General features: G+C 61.9%; 20 protein-coding genes. 14 read left to right on the top strand and 6 right to left on the bottom strand.

Features of this window, described 5'->3' with window-relative positions; all coding sequences use genetic code 11:
• Positions 1-10 precede the first annotated feature (10 nt).
• From coaE to NW846_RS09035, 3 genes are all read left to right on the top strand, one after another.
• Positions 11-703, top strand: a complete 693-nt coding sequence (coaE, locus tag NW846_RS09045; RefSeq protein ID WP_414346492.1) for a dephospho-CoA kinase — start codon at positions 11-13, stop codon at positions 701-703.
• A gap of 91 nt (positions 704-794) precedes the next feature.
• Positions 795-1,268, top strand: coding sequence for a hypothetical protein (locus NW846_RS09040; protein WP_187147164.1), 474 nt, complete (start codon positions 795-797; stop codon positions 1,266-1,268).
• An 88-nt stretch (positions 1,269-1,356) separates the two neighbouring features.
• Positions 1,357-3,435 (top strand): DNA polymerase III subunit gamma/tau, encoded by a 2,079-nt coding sequence (locus tag NW846_RS09035; RefSeq protein ID WP_011429466.1) that lies wholly within the window; start codon positions 1,357-1,359, stop codon positions 3,433-3,435.
• Between the two features lie 227 nt (positions 3,436-3,662).
• Here the strand turns inward: NW846_RS09035 and NW846_RS09030 are convergent, their stop codons facing one another.
• Positions 3,663-4,082, bottom strand: a complete 420-nt coding sequence (locus NW846_RS09030) for a VOC family protein (RefSeq protein WP_011429465.1) — start codon at positions 4,080-4,082, stop codon at positions 3,663-3,665.
• A 200-nt stretch (positions 4,083-4,282) separates the two neighbouring features.
• Between NW846_RS09030 and topA the strand changes: the two genes are divergently transcribed.
• Positions 4,283-6,943, top strand: coding sequence for a type I DNA topoisomerase (gene topA, locus NW846_RS09025; protein ID WP_414346495.1), 2,661 nt, complete (start codon positions 4,283-4,285; stop codon positions 6,941-6,943).
• 53 nt (positions 6,944-6,996) lie between these two features.
• On the opposite strand, the gene NW846_RS09020 is transcribed toward topA, so the two are convergent.
• The 3 genes from NW846_RS09020 to grxD are packed head-to-tail and all read right to left on the bottom strand — an operon-like array spanning position 6,997 to position 8,036.
• The gene (locus NW846_RS09020) at positions 6,997-7,347 is read right to left on the bottom strand and encodes a phage holin family protein (RefSeq protein ID WP_011429463.1); all 351 of its coding nucleotides are present in this window, start codon (positions 7,345-7,347) and stop codon (positions 6,997-6,999) included.
• Positions 7,348-7,386: 39 nt separating this feature from the next.
• Positions 7,387-7,689 (bottom strand): BolA family protein, encoded by a 303-nt coding sequence (locus tag NW846_RS09015; RefSeq protein WP_099812425.1) that lies wholly within the window; start codon positions 7,687-7,689, stop codon positions 7,387-7,389.
• Positions 7,690-7,697: 8 nt separating this feature from the next.
• Positions 7,698-8,036 (bottom strand): Grx4 family monothiol glutaredoxin, encoded by a 339-nt coding sequence (gene grxD / locus NW846_RS09010; protein WP_168173360.1) that lies wholly within the window; start codon positions 8,034-8,036, stop codon positions 7,698-7,700.
• A gap of 186 nt (positions 8,037-8,222) precedes the next feature.
• Here grxD and cysE point away from each other — a divergent pair, with 186 nt between their 5' ends.
• The 4 genes from cysE to NW846_RS08990 all read left to right on the top strand — a co-directional run bounded on the left by cysE (position 8,223) and on the right by NW846_RS08990 (position 12,468).
• The gene (gene cysE, locus NW846_RS09005) at positions 8,223-9,026 is read left to right on the top strand and encodes a serine O-acetyltransferase (RefSeq protein ID WP_011429460.1); all 804 of its coding nucleotides are present in this window, start codon (positions 8,223-8,225) and stop codon (positions 9,024-9,026) included.
• A 368-nt stretch (positions 9,027-9,394) separates the two neighbouring features.
• Positions 9,395-9,742 carry a hypothetical protein gene (locus tag NW846_RS09000; RefSeq protein ID WP_414346499.1) on the top strand — a complete coding sequence of 116 codons (348 nt, stop codon included), beginning with the start codon at positions 9,395-9,397 and terminating at the stop codon, positions 9,740-9,742.
• Positions 9,743-10,211: 469 nt separating this feature from the next.
• Positions 10,212-12,035 (top strand): BamA/TamA family outer membrane protein, encoded by a 1,824-nt coding sequence (locus NW846_RS08995; protein WP_414515793.1) that lies wholly within the window; start codon positions 10,212-10,214, stop codon positions 12,033-12,035.
• 64 nt (positions 12,036-12,099) lie between these two features.
• A complete protein-coding gene (locus NW846_RS08990; protein WP_414346503.1) occupies positions 12,100-12,468 on the top strand; it encodes a hypothetical protein in 369 nt (122 codons plus the stop codon).
• Here NW846_RS08990 and NW846_RS08985 read toward each other — a convergent pair.
• Positions 12,465-13,547, bottom strand: coding sequence for an Mrp/NBP35 family ATP-binding protein (locus tag NW846_RS08985; protein ID WP_011429455.1), 1,083 nt, complete (start codon positions 13,545-13,547; stop codon positions 12,465-12,467). The two genes, NW846_RS08990 and NW846_RS08985, sit on opposite strands and share 4 nt — an antisense overlap.
• 177 nt (positions 13,548-13,724) lie before the next feature.
• Here NW846_RS08985 and NW846_RS08980 point away from each other — a divergent pair, with 177 nt between their 5' ends.
• Positions 13,725-14,012: a DUF6464 family protein gene (locus NW846_RS08980; RefSeq protein ID WP_228375415.1), complete on the top strand. Its 288-nt coding sequence runs from the start codon at positions 13,725-13,727 to the stop codon at positions 14,010-14,012.
• Positions 14,013-14,144: 132 nt separating this feature from the next.
• Here the strand turns inward: NW846_RS08980 and NW846_RS08975 are convergent, their stop codons facing one another.
• The gene (locus NW846_RS08975; protein ID WP_414515790.1) at positions 14,145-14,912 is read right to left on the bottom strand and encodes an RNA-guided endonuclease InsQ/TnpB family protein; all 768 of its coding nucleotides are present in this window, start codon (positions 14,910-14,912) and stop codon (positions 14,145-14,147) included.
• A gap of 481 nt (positions 14,913-15,393) precedes the next feature.
• Here NW846_RS08975 and tnpA point away from each other — a divergent pair, with 481 nt between their 5' ends.
• The 5 genes from tnpA to NW846_RS08950 form a co-directional block, all read left to right on the top strand.
• On the top strand, positions 15,394-15,870 hold the full coding sequence (gene tnpA, locus NW846_RS08970; protein WP_011431378.1) for an IS200/IS605-like element ISSoc3 family transposase: 477 nt from the start codon (positions 15,394-15,396) through the stop codon (positions 15,868-15,870).
• An 87-nt stretch (positions 15,871-15,957) separates the two neighbouring features.
• A complete protein-coding gene (locus tag NW846_RS08965; protein ID WP_414346930.1) occupies positions 15,958-16,452 on the top strand; it encodes an N-acetyltransferase family protein in 495 nt (164 codons plus the stop codon).
• A gap of 121 nt (positions 16,453-16,573) precedes the next feature.
• The gene (locus NW846_RS08960) at positions 16,574-17,890 is read left to right on the top strand and encodes a competence/damage-inducible protein A (protein ID WP_011429451.1); all 1,317 of its coding nucleotides are present in this window, start codon (positions 16,574-16,576) and stop codon (positions 17,888-17,890) included.
• A 37-nt stretch (positions 17,891-17,927) separates the two neighbouring features.
• Positions 17,928-18,743, top strand: a complete 816-nt coding sequence (locus NW846_RS08955; RefSeq protein ID WP_414515788.1) for a tetratricopeptide repeat protein — start codon at positions 17,928-17,930, stop codon at positions 18,741-18,743.
• Positions 18,694-19,773: M48 family metallopeptidase (locus tag NW846_RS08950; RefSeq protein ID WP_414515802.1), on the top strand; the 1,080-nt coding region annotated here is incomplete at its 3' end. The genes NW846_RS08955 and NW846_RS08950, both read left to right, overlap by 50 nt.

The raw sequence follows: 19,773 nt of genomic DNA, 5'->3' as shown, positions 1-19,773 counted from the left end.
CCCAGCTCCCATGAGAATCATCGGCCTGACGGGCGGCATAGCCACAGGCAAATCCACGGTGGCCCGCATCTTGGAACGGCACGGGATCCCGGTGGCCGATGCAGATCAGATGGCGCGGCAAGCCCTAGCGGTGGGATCCCCCATCCGCGAGCGGGTGCTGCAGCGCTACGGCCGGGCCATCCAGGATCCCTCTGGAGCGCTGGATCGCCGCCAGTTGGGGCGGATTGTCTTTGCCGATGCCGCCGAGCGGGCCTGGCTGGAAGCCCAGATCCATCCTTTTGTCAAAGCGCGGCTGCGGGAGTTTCTCGAGGCCCACGGGGCATCTGCGCCGCCTGAGGAAGCGACTGAGGCTCGACCCAGTTGCCAATGTCCTCACGGGGAAGGCCATCCCACCGTTTGCCTGATGATCCCGCTCCTGTTTGAGGCCCACATGGAAAACTTGGCCAGCGAGATCTGGGTGGTGACCTGTACCCCGGAGCAGCAGCGGCAGCGGCTGGCGCAGCGGGATCTGCTGACGGCGGCAGAAATCGAGGCGCGCCTGGCCAGCCAGTGGCCCCTAGAAGAAAAGGCCCGTCGCGCCCATGTAGTGCTGGACAATTCCGGATCCCTGGCGCAGCTGGAAGCCCAGGTTAGGCAAGCCCTGGGGGCTCACCCCAGAGAAGGAGGGGCCATTTGCCCCACCCCGCCGAGCCGGATAGAGTGACGGGGGAGGGATCCCTTTCTTTGCAGCTATGTCTGGATGGATCGAGAAAGAGGCGATGCAGGAAGCACTTTGTGGCAGCGGGAGAGAGTCTTTGTGGACCTCAGCGCTGGCGGCGCGGGAGCGGGAGATCCAGCTTTTGCGGGAGCGCAACCGCCTGCTGCAGAGCCAGATCGACCTGTTGGAGCTGCGCCAAGAAAAGCAACAGCGGCAAATTCGCAGCTACGAGGCCGAGATCGAGCAGCTCTACCAAGAAAAGCAGGTGTTGGAGCAGATGCTCCAGGAGCTGCCGGAGCTCTACCGGCGCAAACTTCAGGCCCGCCTGCAGCCCATCCGCGAGCGCATCGCCGCCATGCAGGCAGAAAATCGCCGGCTCAAGAGGGAACTGTACCAGCTCAGCTACCGGCTGCAGCACGTGGATCAACTGGATGCCCCCGGCTGGAAGGTGCAATTGCCGCAGATCCCTCCGCTGCGCCGCCGGGATCCCAAAGCTCTGCCCGCCCAGGGAGCGACATCTCCTCCCAGGCCCAGTATCGCTCTTGAGGGACAAAGGGAGAAGCCAGAATAGGGGAGCCCCCCTGGGATGCCTCAGCATTGCCCAGCAAGAGCGGTTTCGGCGGGGGCGCGCTTGCAAGGCGACTGGAGAGCTCGAAAAAATGGCCGTTGCTGGCAAGTACGAACCCCTTCATTTGAAATACCGACCGCAGCGCTTTGCCGAGGTGGTGGGCCAAGGGGCAGTCGTGCAGACTTTGGCCAATGCCATCCGGCTGGGGCGGGTGGCGCCGGCCTACTTGTTCTGTGGGCCGCGGGGCACCGGAAAAACCTCCAGCGCCCGCATCTTGGCCAAGTCTTTAAATTGCGAGCAGGGGCCAACGCCGGATCCCTGTCAGGTATGCAGCCAGTGCCGCGCCATCACCGCCGGCTCTTCTTTGGACGTGATTGAGATCGACGCGGCCAGCAACACCGGCGTGGACAACATCCGCGAGCTGATCGAGCGGGCCCAATTTGCGCCGGTAAATAGCCGCTACAAGGTCTATGTCATCGACGAGTGCCACATGCTCAGCAATGCCGCCTTCAACGCGTTGCTGAAGACGCTGGAAGAGCCGCCTCCTCGCGTGGTGTTTGTGCTGGCCACCACCGACCCACAGCGGGTTCTGCCCACCATCGTTTCCCGCTGTCAGCGGTTTGACTTCCGCCGCATCCCCCTCGACGACATGGTGGCCCACCTGGGCCAGATCGCCGCCCAGGAAGGGATCCCCATTGCACCAGAAGCCTTGCACCTGGTGGCCCAACTGGCCCAGGGCGGGCTGCGGGACGCCGAGCGCCTGTTGGATCAGCTCAGCTTGCTGGAGGGATCCATCACCCCAGAAGCCGTATGGGACTTGGTGGGCGGGATCCCGGAGCGGCAGCTTTTGGATTTGACCGATGCGTTGCTGGCTCAGGATGTGCAGGCGGTGCTGGCCCAGACGCGACAATTGCTGGAGCGGGGCAGAGAGCCCCTGGTGGTGCTGCAGAGCCTGGTGGTTTTTTACCGGGATCTGCTGCTGGCCAAGACGGCCCCCCAACAGCGGCAGTTGGCGGCCGTAACGGATCCCACCTGGGCAGCTCTGCAGCAGCGGGCTCCTCGCTACTCGGTGGAGATGCTGCTGGCGGCCCAGAGCCACCTGCGCCAGTGCGAGCCGCAAATTCGCCAGAGCGGGCAACCCCAGCTTTGGTTGGAGATCGCCCTGCTGGATCTGCTGGGCCAGCTTCGCCAGAGTGCCGTCCCGCTGCCGTCAATAGAGGCCAAAGGCGGAGAGCCGCTCCCAGCCGTCGGCCCGCCAACGGTCGGAAAGACCCCTAGCCCCACCGTCCCAGCCAGCGAGGAGCTGACAGCTCCTACGACAACCCTTCCAGAGACCCCAGCCCCTTCCCCTGCTGCAACAGGGGGATCCCTCCCGCCGTCGCAAACGGCAAAGCCAAGTCGGGAGAAGCCGGCCAGCCCGGAAAAAGCGAAAGATCCGCATCCCCTCAAGCTGCTGCGGCCCCGGTGGGAGGAGTTTCTTGAAAACCTTCGCCCCATCACCAGAGGCCTATTGGCATCCGGCTATTTGCAGCAGGAGTCTCTCGTTGGCTCTGACGGGACGGAGACCTTAGAGATTACCCTTGCTTTTCCCAATAAGGGCTTAGTGGACAAGGTGCGCAGCAAAGAAGCCGAGCTCTGCTCTGCGCTCCACAACCTGCTGCAGCGCCCGGTGCGGCTAAATTTGGTGGTGCAGCAGGGACCTTCGTCCCGCCATCGTGAGGGGAGTGCTGGCGAAACCTCAGGTCGCGAAAAGGCTCCACCCCTCGCCCCTGCAAAGTTGCAGAGCCGAACCCCCAGGGGCGACAACCTCCCCAAAGACTTATCGCCATCTCCCAAGGCGGGATCCCAAAGCTACGGTAGAGTCGGGCAACCTCCTCCTGCTGAGCCAGAGACCCCTGGCGAGAACTCCATCCCGCCAGCGCAAGCGGCAAAGCCTCCCTCCTACCACCTTGCCCACGAGCTGGCGGAGGTGGCCCGCCGCTTTGCCGACCATTTCAACGGCAGCCTGATAGATTTGCAAGGGATCCTGGCCTCGCCCGAGGAGGCGACGGCAGAACTGTCCGCTCTCGAGAGCCTGGAAGCAGAGGGATCCCCGGATCTGGGTGAAGCCTACGGCCCGCCGGCAACCCAGTCCCCCCTAGCCCCCGCAGAGGAGGAGCTACCTTTCTAGGCGTTACTTTGGGATTGTCTTGACCCTTGGGCCCCATGATCTGATCCGCTTCTCGGCGCAGGCGCCGGACTGGGCGCTGGTTCTGCCCCTGCCACTTTGGCTGGCCCATCAAGGAACGCCTCTAGCGCTGGGATCCTTAAGGGCCAGCCCAGCTAGAGAGAGCGACCGCCTCCACCCGTTCCGTCAATTGAGGAGATATCTCCTGGATCCCTGCGTCGGGGCAAACCTTATTCTGATCCTGGGCATCCCTGGGGGCGGATGAGTTCGATCGGCAGGCCATCGGGATCGGCGATGAACGCCACCTCATAGACTTGGCCGCCAATTTGCTGGCACTGCGGCGGCAACAGCAAGGTAAGGGGCACCTGTGCCTCCAGATGCTGTAGATAGTCGGCCAGGGATCCCCATTCAGGGCCGATCTCCAAAGAGGGATGGTAGTAGCCCACATAGTGGGGATCCCCGAAAGGATCCGGCGCAGGATGGGGCTGCGGCACCTGCATCAGCTCCAGGCGACCCCAGGGGCTGAGCATCCAGCAGGCTAAGGTGATCCCAGCGGTAAACCGTTCTTCCACCACAAAGCCCAGACCTTCGTAAAAGGCGATGGAGCGAAAAATATCGGCGGTGCGAATGGAAAAGTGATGCAGCTTCATGGTTGTGCTAAGAGGTCGAATAGGAGCAGACTGCCCAGGTCAACCGCCCAGGATCGCTAGCCAAGCACAAGCAGACTTGCTAGGCTCCAGAAGAAGTAGCGATAGATCCATAGGTAGACCCGATTGTGGGCGCCGATCCGCCGCACCCCTGGGTCGGGAGGCTCACCACCTTCAGTCGATTCCTTCTAGTCAACATCATCATGCCCAAGCTGGTCATTGTCGAATCTCCCACCAAAGCCCGTACCATCCGCGGCTTCTTGCCCGCCGGCTATGAGGTGCAAGCCTCGATGGGACATGTACGCGATCTGCCGGAGTCGGCCTCTGACATTCCCGAAGAGGTGAAGGGAGAAGAGTGGAGCCGTCTCGGGGTCAATGTCCACGCCAACTTCGAGCCTCTCTACGTGATCCCCAAGGACAAAAGAAAGGTAGTCAAACAGCTGAAGGAGGCGCTTAAGAAAGCCGACGAGCTAATTCTGGCCACTGACGAAGACCGGGAGGGGGAAAGTATCAGTTGGCACCTGCAACAGGTGCTGCAGCCCAAGGTGCCCACCCGCCGCATGGTGTTCCACGAGATCACCCGCGAGGCCATTCAGGAGGCGCTGCAAAATTGCCGTGAGGTGGACGAGCAACTGGTGCGGGCCCAAGAGACGCGCCGCATCTTGGATCGCCTGGTGGGTTACACTCTGTCGCCGCTGCTGTGGAAAAAAATTGCCCCCAAACTCTCGGCAGGTCGGGTGCAGTCGGTGGCGGTGAAGCTCTTGGTGGATCGGGAGCGGGAGCGTCGCGCCTTTAAAAAAGCCACCTACTGGGATCTGAAAGCGGATTTGCAACCGAGGACAGCAAGCCAAGCGGCCTCTTTCCCGGCAGAGCTGGTGAGCCTGGGCGGCAAACGTCTGGCCAGCGGGCAAGACTTCGATCCCAGCACCGGGCAGCTCATAGCCGGACGGGATGTGGTGCTGTTGGATCAAGCCCAGGCCGAGGCCCTACGGGATCGCCTGCTGGGGAAAGCTTGGGTCGTCAGCTCGGTCGAAGAACGCCCCTCCACCCGCAAGCCCGCCCCTCCCTTCACCACTTCCACGCTGCAACAGGAGGCCAACCGCAAGCTGCGCCTGTCGGCTCAGCAGACGATGCGCATCGCCCAAAAGCTCTACGAAGAGGGCTACATCACCTACATGCGCACCGACTCGGTACACCTGTCGGAACAGGCCATCCGCGCCGCCCGCGCCTGCGTGGAGTCGATGTACGGCAAGGAGTACCTCAGCCCCGAACCTCGGCAGTACACCACCAAAACCAAAGGGGCGCAAGAAGCCCACGAGGCCATTCGTCCCGCCGGCTCGGAGTTTCGCCTGCCCAGCCAAACCCCCCTCACAGGGCAGGAGCTGGCCCTCTACGACCTGATCTGGAAGCGCACTGTCGCCAGCCAAATGGCCGAGGCGCGGCAGACCCACACCATCGTGCTCATCGCGGTGGACGATGCGGTGTTTCGGGCCAGCGGCAAGCGCATTGACTTTCCCGGCTTCTTCCGCGCCTATGTGGAGGGATCCGACGACCCAGAGGCGGCTTTGGAAGATCGGGAAGTGCATCTGCCCCTGTTGCGGCAGGGGGATCCCTTGAGCTGCCTGCAGTTGGAGCCGGTGGGCCACGAAACCCAGCCGCCGCCTCGCTATACGGAAGCATCCTTGGTCAAGGTGTTGGAAAGCGAGGGCATTGGCCGCCCCAGCACCTACGCCACCATCCTGAACACCATCATGAGCCGCGGCTACGTCAGGTCGATGGGGAACGCCCTCGTGCCCACCTACACCGCCTTTGCGGTGACCGAGCTGCTGGAAAAATACTTTCCCAACCTGGTGAACACCCGCTTCACTGCCGAGATGGAGCAAACCCTCGATGACATCGCTTCTGGCCAGGCAGACTGGTTGCCCTACTTGCGCCATTTCTTCCTGGGCGAGCAGGGCCTAGAAGGCCAGGTGAAGGCGCGCGAGTTGGAAATCGACTCCGGCCTGGCCCGCTCCATTTACCTGGAGAACCTGCCCGTCAAGATCGGCATCGGCCCCTACGGCCCCTATGTGTCGGTAGAGACTGAATCAGGAGAGGTGCGCGCCAACCTGCCGGAGGATATTCCCCCCGCCGATCTCAGCGCCGAACACATCGAGGAGCTCATCCGGCGCAAGCAGGAAGGTCCCAAGCCCATCGCCTTCCACCCGGAAACCCAAGAGCCGGTCTACGTAATTCCCCAGGGTCCCTACGGCCCCTATGTGCAGTTGGGAGAGGTGTCGGAGGAGAACAAAAAGCCCAAGCGCACCTCCCTGCCCAAAGGGCTGAAGCCGGAGCAGGTCACCCCTGAGATTGCCCTGGGGCTGCTCAGCCTGCCCCGCACGTTGGGGGAGCACCCGGAATCGGGGAAAAAGGTGCAGGCCGGCATTGGCCGCTTCGGCCCCTACGTGGTCTGCGACGGGGATTTCCGCTCGCTGCCTGCCGATGAGGATGTGCTGACCATCAGCCTGGAGCGGGCGCTGGAGTTGTTGGCCCAGCCCAAGAAAGGCCGTGGGCGCAGCTCTGCCAAGCCCTTGCGGGAGCTGGGATCCCATCCTGAGGATGGCGAGCCGGTCACCTTGCACGACGGCCCCTATGGGCTCTACGTCAAGCACGGCAAAGTCAACGCCTCGCTGCCCAAAGATCTCTCCCCTGCAGCCGTGACCCTGGAGATGGCGCTGGAACTGCTGGCGGAAAAAGAGGGCAAGGGCCAGGCAAAAGCCAGCCGACCAGCGGCGGCCAAGCGGGCCAAGAAGGCTGAAGCTGCTCCCCAGAAGCAACAATCCCATCCCACCCTGCTGGAGGCTGTCTCCAAAGCTCGGGCTTGAGCGGTGGGGGTAGGGGCAACTTGCTGGCTAACTCGGCTTGTTCTGCAAGGAAACTAAGCAGCTTGTTCAAAAATGCTCCGAACCAAGCTGCTAATGATGGAGAGGGCAATTGCCCCAACCAGTGCCCAGCCGAAGTTGTCAACCTTGAAGGCGTCACCGGCAAGCTTGTCGGCAATGAGCAAGCAAATGGCGTTCAAAATTAGGGAAAACAGACCAAAAGTGAAGATCGTAAGCGGTAGGGTAATCAACTGCAGGAGTGGCTTCACCAAGCTATTCACCAAACCAATGGCTAGTGCCGCTACCAAGGCGCCTCCAAACCCGGAGACGTGGATCCCAGGCAAAAGCCAGGCCAAAATCATCACGCTCAAGGCCGACATCAGCCAGGTGGCCAAAAGAGCTGCCATACTTCCTCCCTTACCCCGCTGGGGCAGCCATTTCGCCCTCTATGCTATCCAATTGTGAGGGATCCCGGCTGTCGGCACCTCTTCCGGGCTGTAAGTTTGCAACGCCAAAGCATGGATACTCTGCCCCATCTCCTCGGCCAGGGCGGCGTACACCAGGCGATGCCGTTGCAGAGAAGTTTTGCCGGCAAACAGAGGCGACACCACCTGCACGCGGTAGTGCCCCCCGGATCCTTGTTGCCGTTCCCCATGGCCGGCATGGCGGTGTGATTCGTCCTCCACGTGGACGTAGAGGGCTTGCAGCTTCTCAGCCAAGAGCTGCCGAAGGCGGTTCGAGGTGAGCATGGGATCCTTTAAGATTGAGTGCCGGCCTTGGCAAAAGCCGCCTCGACCAGGGGACGCAACTCGTTGCGGGCGTGCATCTCTTGGAGGATGTCGCAGCCGCCCACAAACTCCCCGTCAATATAGATCTGCGGAATGGTCGGCCAGTTGGAAAACTCTTTGATCCCTTGGCGAAGCTCAGGATCCTCCAGCACGTTAATTGCCGTGTAGGGGAAGCCCAAGCTATCCAATATGCGAACGGCGGCGTAGGAAAACCCACACAGGGGCATTTCTGGGGTGCCCTTCATGTAAATCAGCACCTTGTGCGTGCGGACCTGGTTGCGGATTTTCTCTTCCAAAAGGGGATCCAGCATGGTAGCCAGCCAGTTTAGCGACAACAGGGGACAGGCCAATTTGGCTCCTATCGTGATCTCATTTTCATCTGCTTTTGACGAAAAGCGTCAACAGGCATCCTGGAGCTTGGCGGGGGATCCCCCTGCTGACAACAAAAAGTGCTAGAAGGGGAAGCAGTGGAGGTTTCTCACCGGAGGCCATTCATGCTAACAGAGTCCTCTCGTGTTAGCGGGACGAAGTCCTTGCCGTCGGCGGTGGAAAGCCCCGAGACAGGGGGGAGTGATTCTCCCTCTTCTGCCAAGCCGGAGCCAAAACTGGGGTTCTGGCAGCAATTCTGGGAAGACATCGACTGTGTCTTCGAGCGGGATCCGGCGGCGCGCAACCGCTGGGAGGTGCTTCTCACCTACCCAGGGGTACATGCTCTCTTCCTGCACCGCATCGCCCATTGGCTGTGGAAACGGCGCTGCTTTTTTCTGGCCCGCTTGCTCAGTTTCATTTCTCGCTCCTTTACGTTGATCGAAATTCACCCGGCAGCCCGGATTGGACGGCGCTTTTTCATCGACCATGGTTGTGGCGTGGTGATCGGGGAGACGGCGGAAATTGGCGATGACGTCACCCTCTACCACGGGGTTACCTTGGGGGGCACCTCTTGGACCAAAGGTAAACGGCATCCCACCCTAGAAGATGGGGTGATTGTGGGCACAGGGGCGAAGATCCTGGGGCCGGTTCGCATCGGTGCTAGAGCCCGCATCGGAGCCAACGCAGTGGTGATTCAAGATGTGGCCCCCGGCATGACGGTGGTCGGGATCCCAGGTCGAGCGGTCATCCCACCCCATCAACGCCGCATCCCCGCCCATGGCATCGACCTAGATCACCACCTCATGCCTGACCCAGTGGGACGGGCGATCGAGCAGTTGTTGCACCGCATTCAAGAGCTGGAAGCCCAGGTGGCCCGCCTCAACCAAGAGCGGGAACAGGACCGCCAGGATCAGGTCAGATGCGAATGAGGCTGCGGCTATGGCGGGGAGCATCCTTGGTGCCGGCTAACTGTAGGGCAGGTTGGCGGCTCAGAACTCCTGGGAAAAGGGGCAGCACCCAGGGCGGTTCTGCTCAGCTTTGCCCGTCTGGCTGTCTGCCCGGGATAACCCCTCGAGCCCAGTCGGCCTGTTTGCCCTCAACCCCGATTGGGCTGTCCAGAATTTTTGCCCACAACCTTTTTGCAGCTTCCTGAGAGGAGGAGGGCGTTTCTGCAAGCTCTCTGTGCCCAGGAGAAATTTTGCTCTAGAGCGTAGCTTTTTTTGCGGCAAGTCGATAGAGCTTTTTGGATGGAACTAGCTAAGGTGCCGGCGTCCCAGCATTTTGGAGAGGAAGGCTGATGTTGCCGAGCAAGATCATCTTTTCTGGTCTGGCAGCTCTGCTCAGTTTGGGATCCGCTCCAGCTGCTCTGGCCCAGACACTCCTCCCGCAGCAAACAGTGCTCCTCGACAGCAGACAGAACAGCGCCACCCCTCTACAAGGCAATGTCCTACAAAACATCGTCTTCGTTGTGCCCAGCGCCCCAACGCGGCACTTCGCCGGCAGGTGGGGTTGGCACAGCAGCCCCTCACCGCCCCCTGCCCCCATGACAATTCTTATCCTCAACTCCCAAGCCAACCTGTCCGCCGAGGCAGCCGAGCCCCAGGCCTGTGGCCAGCGCTGCCAGGGATCCCTGCGTCTGCCGTAAAGAAGAGGCTGCTGCTTGTACTTCAGCTAGAAGCCGCAGGAGCCCCGCACTGGACTCCCCACCCCCCACACCCCCCGTGTACGGGGGGCGAAGGGGGACTGGGGGCCGCTCCGTTATGTCAACTCGGCCTGTGGCTGGGGAAAGGATGTAGATGGTGCCAAGGGGATTGCGCTTTTGGGGGCTACTGAAAGCCTGCTTCGTGCCGCCTAGCGGTTGGAGTCGGGTAGTTTACACTGCCCAAGCCCGCAATCCGGCTCGCGGCAATGCTCAGCTCTGCCCGGGTCGGGGTTGATATAATTCAGGGCAATTGTCCGCTGCCGGGCAATAAGAAGTTCTGCAACTTAGCTCTTTGGATTTTGGCGGTGTGTGAGGGATCCCTATGAACCGTTCCCAGCAACTCGGACTCCGGCTTGCTTCAGTGTTCGCCTGTGGGGTAGTGCTACGCACCGCTTTCGCGAACGGTCTGTCGATGCGATCCGCGGCTTGGGCGCAATCAGCTCCCCCGCCCGGCACCCTGGATCTGCGCACCAATGGCGATACCCCCGCCCAACCCTCCCCTACACCTACCCCAGCCGCTGGCGAGCCAGAAGTTTTGGTAGCGGAAGTGGTGGTGGAAGGAACCGACGACCCAGAGTTGATCGAGCAGGTTTACAAGGCTATTCGCACGCGGGCCGGCGAGGTCTCCACTCGCTCCCAACTGCGGGAAGACATCAATGCTGTGTTTGCCACTGGGTTTTTTGCCGATGTGCGGGCGGTGCCCTCCGATACGCCCCTGGGGGTGCGGGTTACCTTTGAGGTCAAGCCCAATCCGATCCTCAAAGCCGTGCGCACAGAAGGGGCAAAAGTTCTGGATCCGGAGGTGCTCAAGAAGGCCTTTGCCGATCAAGAAGGGCGGGTGCTCAACTTTGGCGAGCTGCAAGCGGCAGTGGCCGAGATCGAGCAGTGGTACGCCGACAAGGGCTACGTGCTGGCCAAGGTGACCGACGTGCGCTCCTCCGAAGATGGCACCCTCACTCTGGAAATTGCCGAAGGGGAGATCGAGGACATTCGCGTTCAAGGCAACACCAGAACCCGCGACTTCATCATCACCCGCGAGCTCAAGACCAAGCCAGGGGATGTGTTTAACCGCAACCAAATCCAGGAAGACCTGCAGGCGGTTTTTAATCTCAACCTGTTTCAGGACGTGAATGTGGGGCTCAACCCCGGCCAGGATCCCGACAAGGTGGTGGTGGTGGTGAACGTGGAAGAGCGCCGCACCGGCACCTTGAGCGGCACCATCGGCGTCAGCTCGGCCACAGGGGTCTTTGCCGGCCTCAACGTCTCGGAAGAAAACTTGGGCGGCAACAACCAAAGCGCCAGCTTCAACGTGCAGGTGGGCACCAACGAAACTCTGTTCGATTTGAACTTCACCGACCCGCGCATTGCCACGCTGGAGATCCCCACCTCCTACAACGTCAACATCGCCAACCAGCAGAGCTCCAGCTTTGTCTTCAACGAGGGATTGACCCTGCCCAACGGGGATCCCGTGCGCATCAACCGGCTGGGCGGCGGCGTCACCTTCTCCCGTCCCATTGGGGGCAATTGGCGGGCCAGCCTGGGCACCCGCGTCCAATTTGTGGAAGTCCGCAACAGCAACGGCGAGCAGGAGCGCTTCGATGTGCTGGGCAACCCGATTACCTTCAGCGCAAGCGGCCAAGACAGCTACACCACCCTGCGGTTCGGCCTTGTCCACGACAGCCGCGACAACCCCAACAGCCCCAGCCAGGGATCCGTCTTTCGCCTCTCCACCGAACAGTCGGTCCGTCTGTTGGAGAACGGCCTCAACGCCAACCGCCTCGAGACCAGCTACAGCCAGTTCATTCCCGTCAAGCTGTTCGAGACGCGCAGCGAGCGACCGCAGGTGCTGGCTTTTGACGTGCGGGCGGGCACCACGATTGGCGACTTGGCTCCCTACGATGCTTTCCCCATCGGCGGGGGCAGCTCGGTGCGGGGATTTTTTGAGGGCGGCGTCGGCTCCGGTCGCAGCTTTGCCACGGCGACGGCGGAGTTGCGCTTCCCCCTGTTCGACCCGGTGGGGGCGGTGGTCTTCGCCGACTACGGCACCGATCTGGGCAGCGGCGCGGCGGTCATCGGCAATCCGGCGGCGGTGCGCAACAAGCCGGGCAGCGGCTTGGGGCTGGGGGCCGGCATCCGCATCCAATCTCCCTTGGGGCCGCTGCGCATCGACTACGCCATCGGGCAAGGGGAGGCCGGCCGGCCTCAACTGCACTTTGGCATTGGCGAGAAGTTCTAGCTTGGCGGTGGATCTGCTGCCGGCTTGCTATGGTGAGAGCAAGGGCTCGTGAGGGAAGCAACCCATGAAACGGCAACTCGGCCAATCGTTCCGCCGTGGATCCCTGGTACTCTTGTTCTGTGCCAGCCTAGCCCTGACAGGATGTGGGCCGTTGGCGCGCTTAGGCATTGGCACAACCCCGATTGCCCAGATCGAACAAAATCCTTCCCGCTACACCAATGTGTACGTCCGCGGTCGCGTGGTCAACCAGATAGGGGTGTTCGGCCAGGGTGTGTACGAGATCCAAGACAGCAGCGGCTCCCTCTGGGTCATCACCGACAAGGGCTTGCCGGCCATGAACAGCACCGTAACCGTGCGCGGCAAGGCCCAAGAGGGCATTGTCTTGGGAGGACGCAGCTTCGGGGTGTCGTTGGTGGAAGCGGAGCGCTTCTAGCCGGCCCCCAAGGCCAGCATGGAGACGCGGCCGGCCAAGGTTTTGGCGATCTGCTGCAGAGCTTGGGCAGAAGCAGACTCAGGCTGACCGACCACGATGGGCTGGCCCGCATCTCCCCCCTGCCGCAGGGCAATTTCCAGCGGGATCCGCCCCAGCAGTGGGACACCCAGCTCGCGGGCCGTGGTCTCTCCGCCTGCTGAGCCAAAGATGTCGTACTGGCGATCCGGCAGGTCGGGGGGAATGAAGTAGCTCATGTTCTCGACAATGCCGAGGATGGGCACCCCCAACTGGCGAAACATGTTCAAGCCCTTGCGGCTATCCAGCAGGGCCACCGACTGCGGTGTGGTGACAATCACGGCGCCGGCCAAGGGCACCGCCTGCACCAGGGTCAGTTGGGCGTCGCCGGTGCCGGGGGGCATATCCACGATGAGATAGTCCAGCTCCCCCCACTGCACCTGATAGAGAAACTGCCGGATGACGCCGTTGAGCATTGGCCCCCGCCAGATCACCGGCTGATCCCGCCCCACCAGCAGGCCCATCGACACCATCTTGACGCCGTAATTTTCCAGGGGGAAGATGTCTTCGCCGCCGTCCTCCCGCTTGCGCACCAACAAAGAGCGATCCTGGAGGCCCAGCATCAGCGGCACATTGGGGCCGTAGATATCGGCATCCAGCAGCCCCACCCGCGCTCCGCTCTGGGCCAGGGCCACGGCCACATTGACCGAGACGGAGGTTTTGCCCACGCCTCCCTTGCCGCTGGAGATGGCGATGATGTTGCGCACGCCGGGGACAGACTGGCGATCCGGCAGAGAAGGGGAGCGGGGGGTTTCCGCCGTTACTGTGACATCAATGGCTTCAACTGGGGCCAAGCGGCGGATGGCAGCTTTGCACTCGTCCACAATGAATTCCCGCAAGGGGCAGGCCGGCGTGGTCAGCACCAGGGTAAAGGCCACCCGCTTGGGCTCGACGCGAATGTCGCGGATCATGTTCAGTTCCACCAGGCTGCGGCGCAGCTCCGGATCTTGAACCGGGCGCAACGCCTCAAGGATGGCGGCAGCATCGAGGGTGGAGGTGGTCATGGCATTCAAAAACGAGGTAACGGCTCCATTTCTCACTCTAGTCGTTTTTTCTCCCGGCTCTTCGCTGGCTAACCAGGACAGTTGCGAAACTGTCTGCCAAGGCTGGCCCTCTGCCAACCGGCTGGCCTAGGCTGGTTCTGGTTGGAAGACAAGGCTGTTGGCCGACGGAGGAGGGCAATGGTGCCAGCGCTGATCCTGGGAGTCGGTTTGTGGTTGGGCCTGACGTTCTTGGCCCAGTTGCTCCCTCTGCTGGAAAAGAGAGGCTCCCGTCGCCCCTCAAGCTGGGATGAGCCCACTCCCTCCCGCCAGCTGCAGCCCACCTCGAGTTGGGATCCCTCCTGCCGCTACTTTTCTCGCTCGCCCTATCTGCCCTGTGCTGTGAACCCCCTGGGCCCCTGTCGCTGCCCCCACTACGTCGCGCGTTGCCAGAGCTCCACCGACCCAGGAGCGGGGTCAACAGGTTAGTCCCCCTGGTCTCGTGCGGGTATCTTACAGAATTCGTGTGTGGATCTAGACAAGAGTGTGACATCCTCTCCCGCTAAGCCCTGACGGGCTGTAGACGGGAGCTTCCGAGAATCACTTCTCGGAGTTGCTGCTTCAACGGACTGGTAAACCAGGATCCTCCACAGCCAGAGAGCGGCAGTCCCACCGCCCCCCTACATCCCCCCGTATACGGGGGGACCTGAGTCCTCGCTTCAAAATCTGGATAGCAGCGTTCAAGTCTCTGTCCCACGACCCGCAACGGAGGCAATTATGCACCCGTTCCGACAAGGTCTTGGGAGCACGCTCCTCACAAACACAACAATTTTGGGACGTACCACGGGGATCCACTCTCAACACCTGTTTGCCGCGTTTGACCGCCACTGCTGTCAGAATGTCAAGAAATCGTCCCCAAGCCGCATCCAAAATCGATTTAGCCAACCGAGTTCGTGCCAGCCCTCGGACGTTGAGATCCTCCACCACCAACAGGTCGTATTGCCCCACCAGCCAGTGCGCCACTTGGTAGTGGAACGCTTTGCGTTGTCGGGCAACGTGCAACTGCAAACAAGCAACTTTCGTGGCTTGTCTCTTCCAGTTGGCGGATCCCTTCACTTTGCGGCTCAGTTGCCGCTGCTGTCGAGCCAAGTGTTTTTGGGCTCGGCGGTAGTACCGCGGGATAGGCACCACCTCCCCATCGCTGGTGGTGAGAAACCTATCCAATCCCACATCAATGCCCACCGCCTTTTTGATCGGCACAGGCTCTGGGAGAGGAACGCTTTTGTCCTCCAAAGTGATGCAGACATACCACCCATCGGCCTTGCGCACCACTGTGCAGGTTTTGGGCACAAACCCCTCCGGCAAGGGGCGGTGCAGCACCACAGGCATCGAGCCAATCTTGCTCAGCCGCAGAGTCTCCCCTTCCAGATGCGCTCCCGCCCCCCTGCTGGCCCCCCAACCCCCCGTATACGGGGGGCAGGGGGGGCGGGGGGCCGGGGCCGTTGATGCGGGGGAATGTGAAGGATCTCAACTCCCCCGCTTTTTTGAAGCGGGGCCGCCCCCGCCGCTTGCCTGTGCTATCCGGCACCTGCCACGCTTTCCACGCCTTGTCCAGCCGCATCAAGTTTTGCTGCAGCACATCGGCGTAAACGCCCTGGTAGGCCGGGAATAGTTGCTTGATTTGTTTGAGGGATCCCGCCTGCCGATAATAATTCGGCTCCAGCGGAGCTTCTGACACAGGCAACGGACAAGAGACAAGACTGCAGCGGTCAATTGGACAACGGGTTGCGGTCAGCCAATCCAGTCTCTGCCCCAGAGCGTCGTTCCACTGCCGCCGCAACAATTCCAGCCACTCGGTCATCAGAGCGGCTTGGTCGTCGCTGGGCAGGATCCGGTACTCGTGGGTGATAATCATGAGACGGTTCTAGCATTTAGCGCAATGAGCTACAACATAGGCCATCGTTCTGTTTACAGCCTACAAATCCACTTGGTGCTGGTGACAAAGTACCGTCGTCGGGTGATAACTGCTCCAATGTTGCAGAGGCTGGAAGATATATTTCGAGCGACCTGCCAAAAGTGGCGCTGTTCCTTGGTGGAGTTCAACGGTGAGGCGGATTATGTGCATCTGTTGGTGAGTTTTCCGCCGGATGTTCAGGTCTCGAAGCTGGTGAACAACCTGAAAACAGTCTCCAGCCGGTTGATTCGCAAAGAGTTCGCCACAGAGGTGGCACGGTTCTACAGCAAGCCTGTATTTTGGACAGGGGCCTATTTTGTTGCCTCTTGTGGTGGGGTCACCGTTGAGGAGTTGAAGAAGTATGTCGAGCAGCAGGCAACGCCCAGATTGTGAGACTCAGGGGCATTGAACCCCTTCGTCTCGCGGCCTATCCCCCATCCCGCCAAGCTGCGCTGTGGCGGGAGTACCCCGGAGGTTCTGATGGAAATCCGCCCTGCCACCCCTGAGGATGCGCCCGTTCTGTTTGATCTCATTTGTGCTTTGGCCGAGTACGAGAAGCTGAGCCACTTGGTAACGGGATCCGCTGAGCTGCTGCGACAGCATCTGTTTGGCCCCGAGGCCTTCGTTTCGGCGTTGCTGGCGGAGGTAGAAGGGCAGGCGGTGGGCTTTGCTCTTTACTTTCGCAATTTCTCCACCTTCCTCACCCGGCCGGGAATCTACCTGGAAGACCTGTTCGTGTTGCCGGAGTTCCGGGGCAGGGGCATCGGCAGGGCGCTCTTGGCGCGGGTGGCTCAGGAGGCGGTGGCCAAAGGATACGGGCGGCTGGAGTGGATGGTTTTGGATTGGAACCAGCCGGCATTGGAGTTCTACCGGCACCTGGGCGCCAAGCCACATCCTGAGTGGATCCTGCACCGCGTGGTGGGTGCTGATTTGGAAGCTTTGGCTCGGCTGGCCGAGGATCCCTGGCGAGCTTGAGCAAGTCTTCTGGGATCGCAATTCGGAATGGCCGACGACCAGCCAAAAATCTGAGGGCGTGAAGGGGGGCCGAGACCTCTATGCTTGTATACTTGCGGCTGAGCTGAGCTCAAGGCCAAGCATGAGCCCACCGCAAACCGCTATTCCCCAGGGGGCTGAGATCCTCTGCATTGGCACAGAGTTGCTCTTGGGAGAGATCACCAACACCAACGCCCAATATCTGGCAGCCGAGCTGGCCAAGCTGGGGATCCCCCATTATTACCAAACGGTGGTGGGGGACAACGAAGCCCGCATCCACCACGCCCTGGAGGTGGCTTGCAACCGCTCCCGTTTGATTTTGATCACCGGCGGCCTGGGGCCGACCCCTGATGATCTGACCCACGCGGCGCTGGCCTCTTTCTTCGGGGTGGAGATGGTGGAGCACCCGCAGGTTTGGGAGGAGATCCGGCAGAAGTACGGCCAGCGAGGTATGGAGCCCTCCCCCAGCAACCGCAAGCAGGCCTTTTTGCCTCAGGGGGCAACCGTCCTGCCCAACCCGGTCGGCAGCGCCTGTGGCCTCATCTGGCAGCCGCGGCCCGACCTGCACATCCTCACCTTTCCCGGGGTGCCGCGGGAGATGCAGCAGATGTGGCAGGAGACGGCTGTGCCCTATTTGCGCTCCCTGGGCTGGGGCCAGGAGGTGTTCTACAGCCGCGTGTTGCGCTACTGGGGCATTCCCGAATCGACCTTGGCCGAACGGGTGGGATCCCTGCTGGCGGGGGAAAATCCCACCGTGGCACCCTACGCCAGCCAGGGGGAGGTGCGCCTGCGGGTTACCGGACGCGCCCCCACGCGCGAGGCGGCGGAAGCGTTGATTGCCCCGGTGGTGGAGCAGATTTTACAGGTTTCTGGGGAAGACTACTTCGGCAGCGACGAGGCCACCTTGGCCAGCGTGGTGGGGGAGCTGCTGCTGCAGCGGGGGCAAACGCTGGCGGTGGCGGAATCCTGCACCGGCGGGCTCCTGGGGCAATTGGTGACCGGGATCCCGGGCAGCTCCCGCTATTTTGTCGGCGGGATTGTTGCCTACGACAACCGCATCAAGGAGCAGCTTTTGCGGGTGGATCCAGAGACGCTGCGGCAGCACGGGGCCGTGAGCGAGCCGGTGGCGGCCCAGATGGCCCTGGGGGCCAAGCAAGTCCTCGGCTCCGACTGGGCCCTGAGCATTACCGGCATTGCCGGCCCAGAGGGGGGAACATCCACCAAGCCGGTTGGCCTGGTCTATCTGGGCTTGGCCGACCCGGAGGGGAAAGTGGAAGTCCACGAGTACCGCTTCGGCAGCTTGCGGGGCCGAGAGGGGGTGCGCTGGTGGAGCGCCCAGACGGCGCTGGATTGCCTGCGGCGGCGCTTGCTCCACTACCCCCTTTCGGGGGGATCCACCTCAGCAAGGCCAAATCCTTGAGTAAGCTGGGGGAGCAGGCAGATCTCGGAGCAGGCTGATGACCCCCGATGCCCTTCAGGCCGGCAGGGAGGCGCTGCAGCAGGGCCGTTTCCAAGAAGCCATCCAACTGCTGGAGGCCTACTTGGCGCAGTCTCGCCAGCGGGGCGAAGCAGGCGCATCCGACAGCCAAGCCCTGGAGGCCCAGATGAACCTGGTGCGGGCTTACCATCAGTTGGGCGAGACGGAGAAGGCGCGGGCGCTTTGTCTGGAACTGCTGCAGCACCCGGATCCGCAGGCGCGAGGCTGGGCCCAAAAAATCCTGCCCCGCCTGCCCCAAACGGTGGAAAAACCCGCTGCTTCCCCACCCTCCCCAGAGCCAGCTCCTGAGGCTCAGCCGCTCTCCAGCCGCCAACGGGCCGGTCAATTGGGCCTGAAGATCCCCCTGCCGGAGCGGGCCGGCCCTCTGCGCTGGGCCAAGTGGGGATCCCTGGGGGTGGGCATTCTGTTCCTCTGGTGGCTGAGTTTTGTGCTGGTGGGCGCTCACCTAGATTTCGGACGGCTGAGTTTTCCGTGGCAGCTTTGGTTTTTGCAGGGGTTGCTGCCCTGGCTGCGCAATGGCCTGCGCTGGTTGGTAGCCGGCAGCCTGGCGGTCAACTTTGGCGTCGGCCTTTTGTTTTTGCCCCTGGCTGATGGATCAGCTCCACCAACGGCTGCACAAGTTGCGTTGGGCCAGGCTTGGCGAAATCGAACGCCACAGCCCCGAAACGGCGCGCCTGCTGCAGCGCATCTGTGCCCAAAACCAGCTAAAACAGCCCCGACTGGGGGTGATCCCGGATGTTGGTCCGCTGGCCTTTGTTTACGGCACTTTTTCTGATGGCTGCCGCATTGTGGACACCCAAGCCCTGTTGCAGGAGCTTTCTGAGGATGAGATTGCCGCCGTCTACGCCCAGGCCCTGGGGCGAATTGTTAATGGAGATATCCTGGTCATGACCCTGCTGGGATCCCCGATTCAACTGGTTTACCTGGCCCTAGAGCAGGTGAGCCAACTGGGAAGCAAACGGCGGGATCTCATCGGGCATGTGGCCCCGCTGCTCTACCTCATCTACACGGTGCTCTCCTACCCGCTGTTTTTCCTCTCCCGCCTGGGCACCTACCATGCCGACCATTTTGCTGTAGAGGCAACCGGCAACCCGAACGGGCTGATTGCTGCTCTGCTCAAATCGGCTGCTGGCCTGCAGGAGGCCCACAAAAACGACCGCCGACCTTCCTCGCTGTTGCACTGCACCCGCCTGTTCAGCTTTTTGGACTTCAAAACCATCGCCGCTGCCAGTGCTGCCGCCCGCCTCCAGGATCCCTCCCAAGCTGGCCAAGTCTTTCTTTGGGATCAAATCAACCCTTGGGCCCGCTGGATGCAGGTCAATTCCAGCCATCCGCTGCCGGGGCACCGCTTCAAGGTCTTGGCGGGATATGGAGAGCGGCTGCGCCTCCTGCCGGAGCTGAGCCTGGGATCCGGATCCAAGTTGGATGTGGCCCGCCTGCAAAGCCGGTTTTGGCTGGATCTGGCCATCTATGCTGCCGAAGTGGTCGGGATCCTCATTGGCTGGCTGGTGGGGCTGATCCTCTACCTGCTGCTGCAAGATCGCCTCGATCCCAAGGTGATCGCGGCAGCAGCGGTGGTGGGCTACGGGGTGGGCTTGTGGGCCAAAGCGGGGTTGATGTACGGGGGATCCCTGCCGGCAAGGCCGACGGACGTGCTCAGCTTGCTGGCGGATCCCGACGCGGATCCCCGCCGCGGACAATGGGTGGAGCTGGAGGGGGAGTTGGTGGGACTGGGCCCCTCCGGCTATCAACTGGGGGCAGAGCTGAAGCTGCAAGAGGCCACAGGGCTGATCCCGGTGCGCTTT

The sequence above is a fragment of the Synechococcus sp. W60.3 genome (genome assembly GCF_047502615.1).
GTDB lineage: Bacteria > Cyanobacteriota > Cyanobacteriia > Thermostichales > Thermostichaceae > Thermostichus.
The sequence above is the reverse complement of the archived record's forward strand: the minus strand, read 5'-3'. Positions and strand labels throughout refer to the sequence as shown.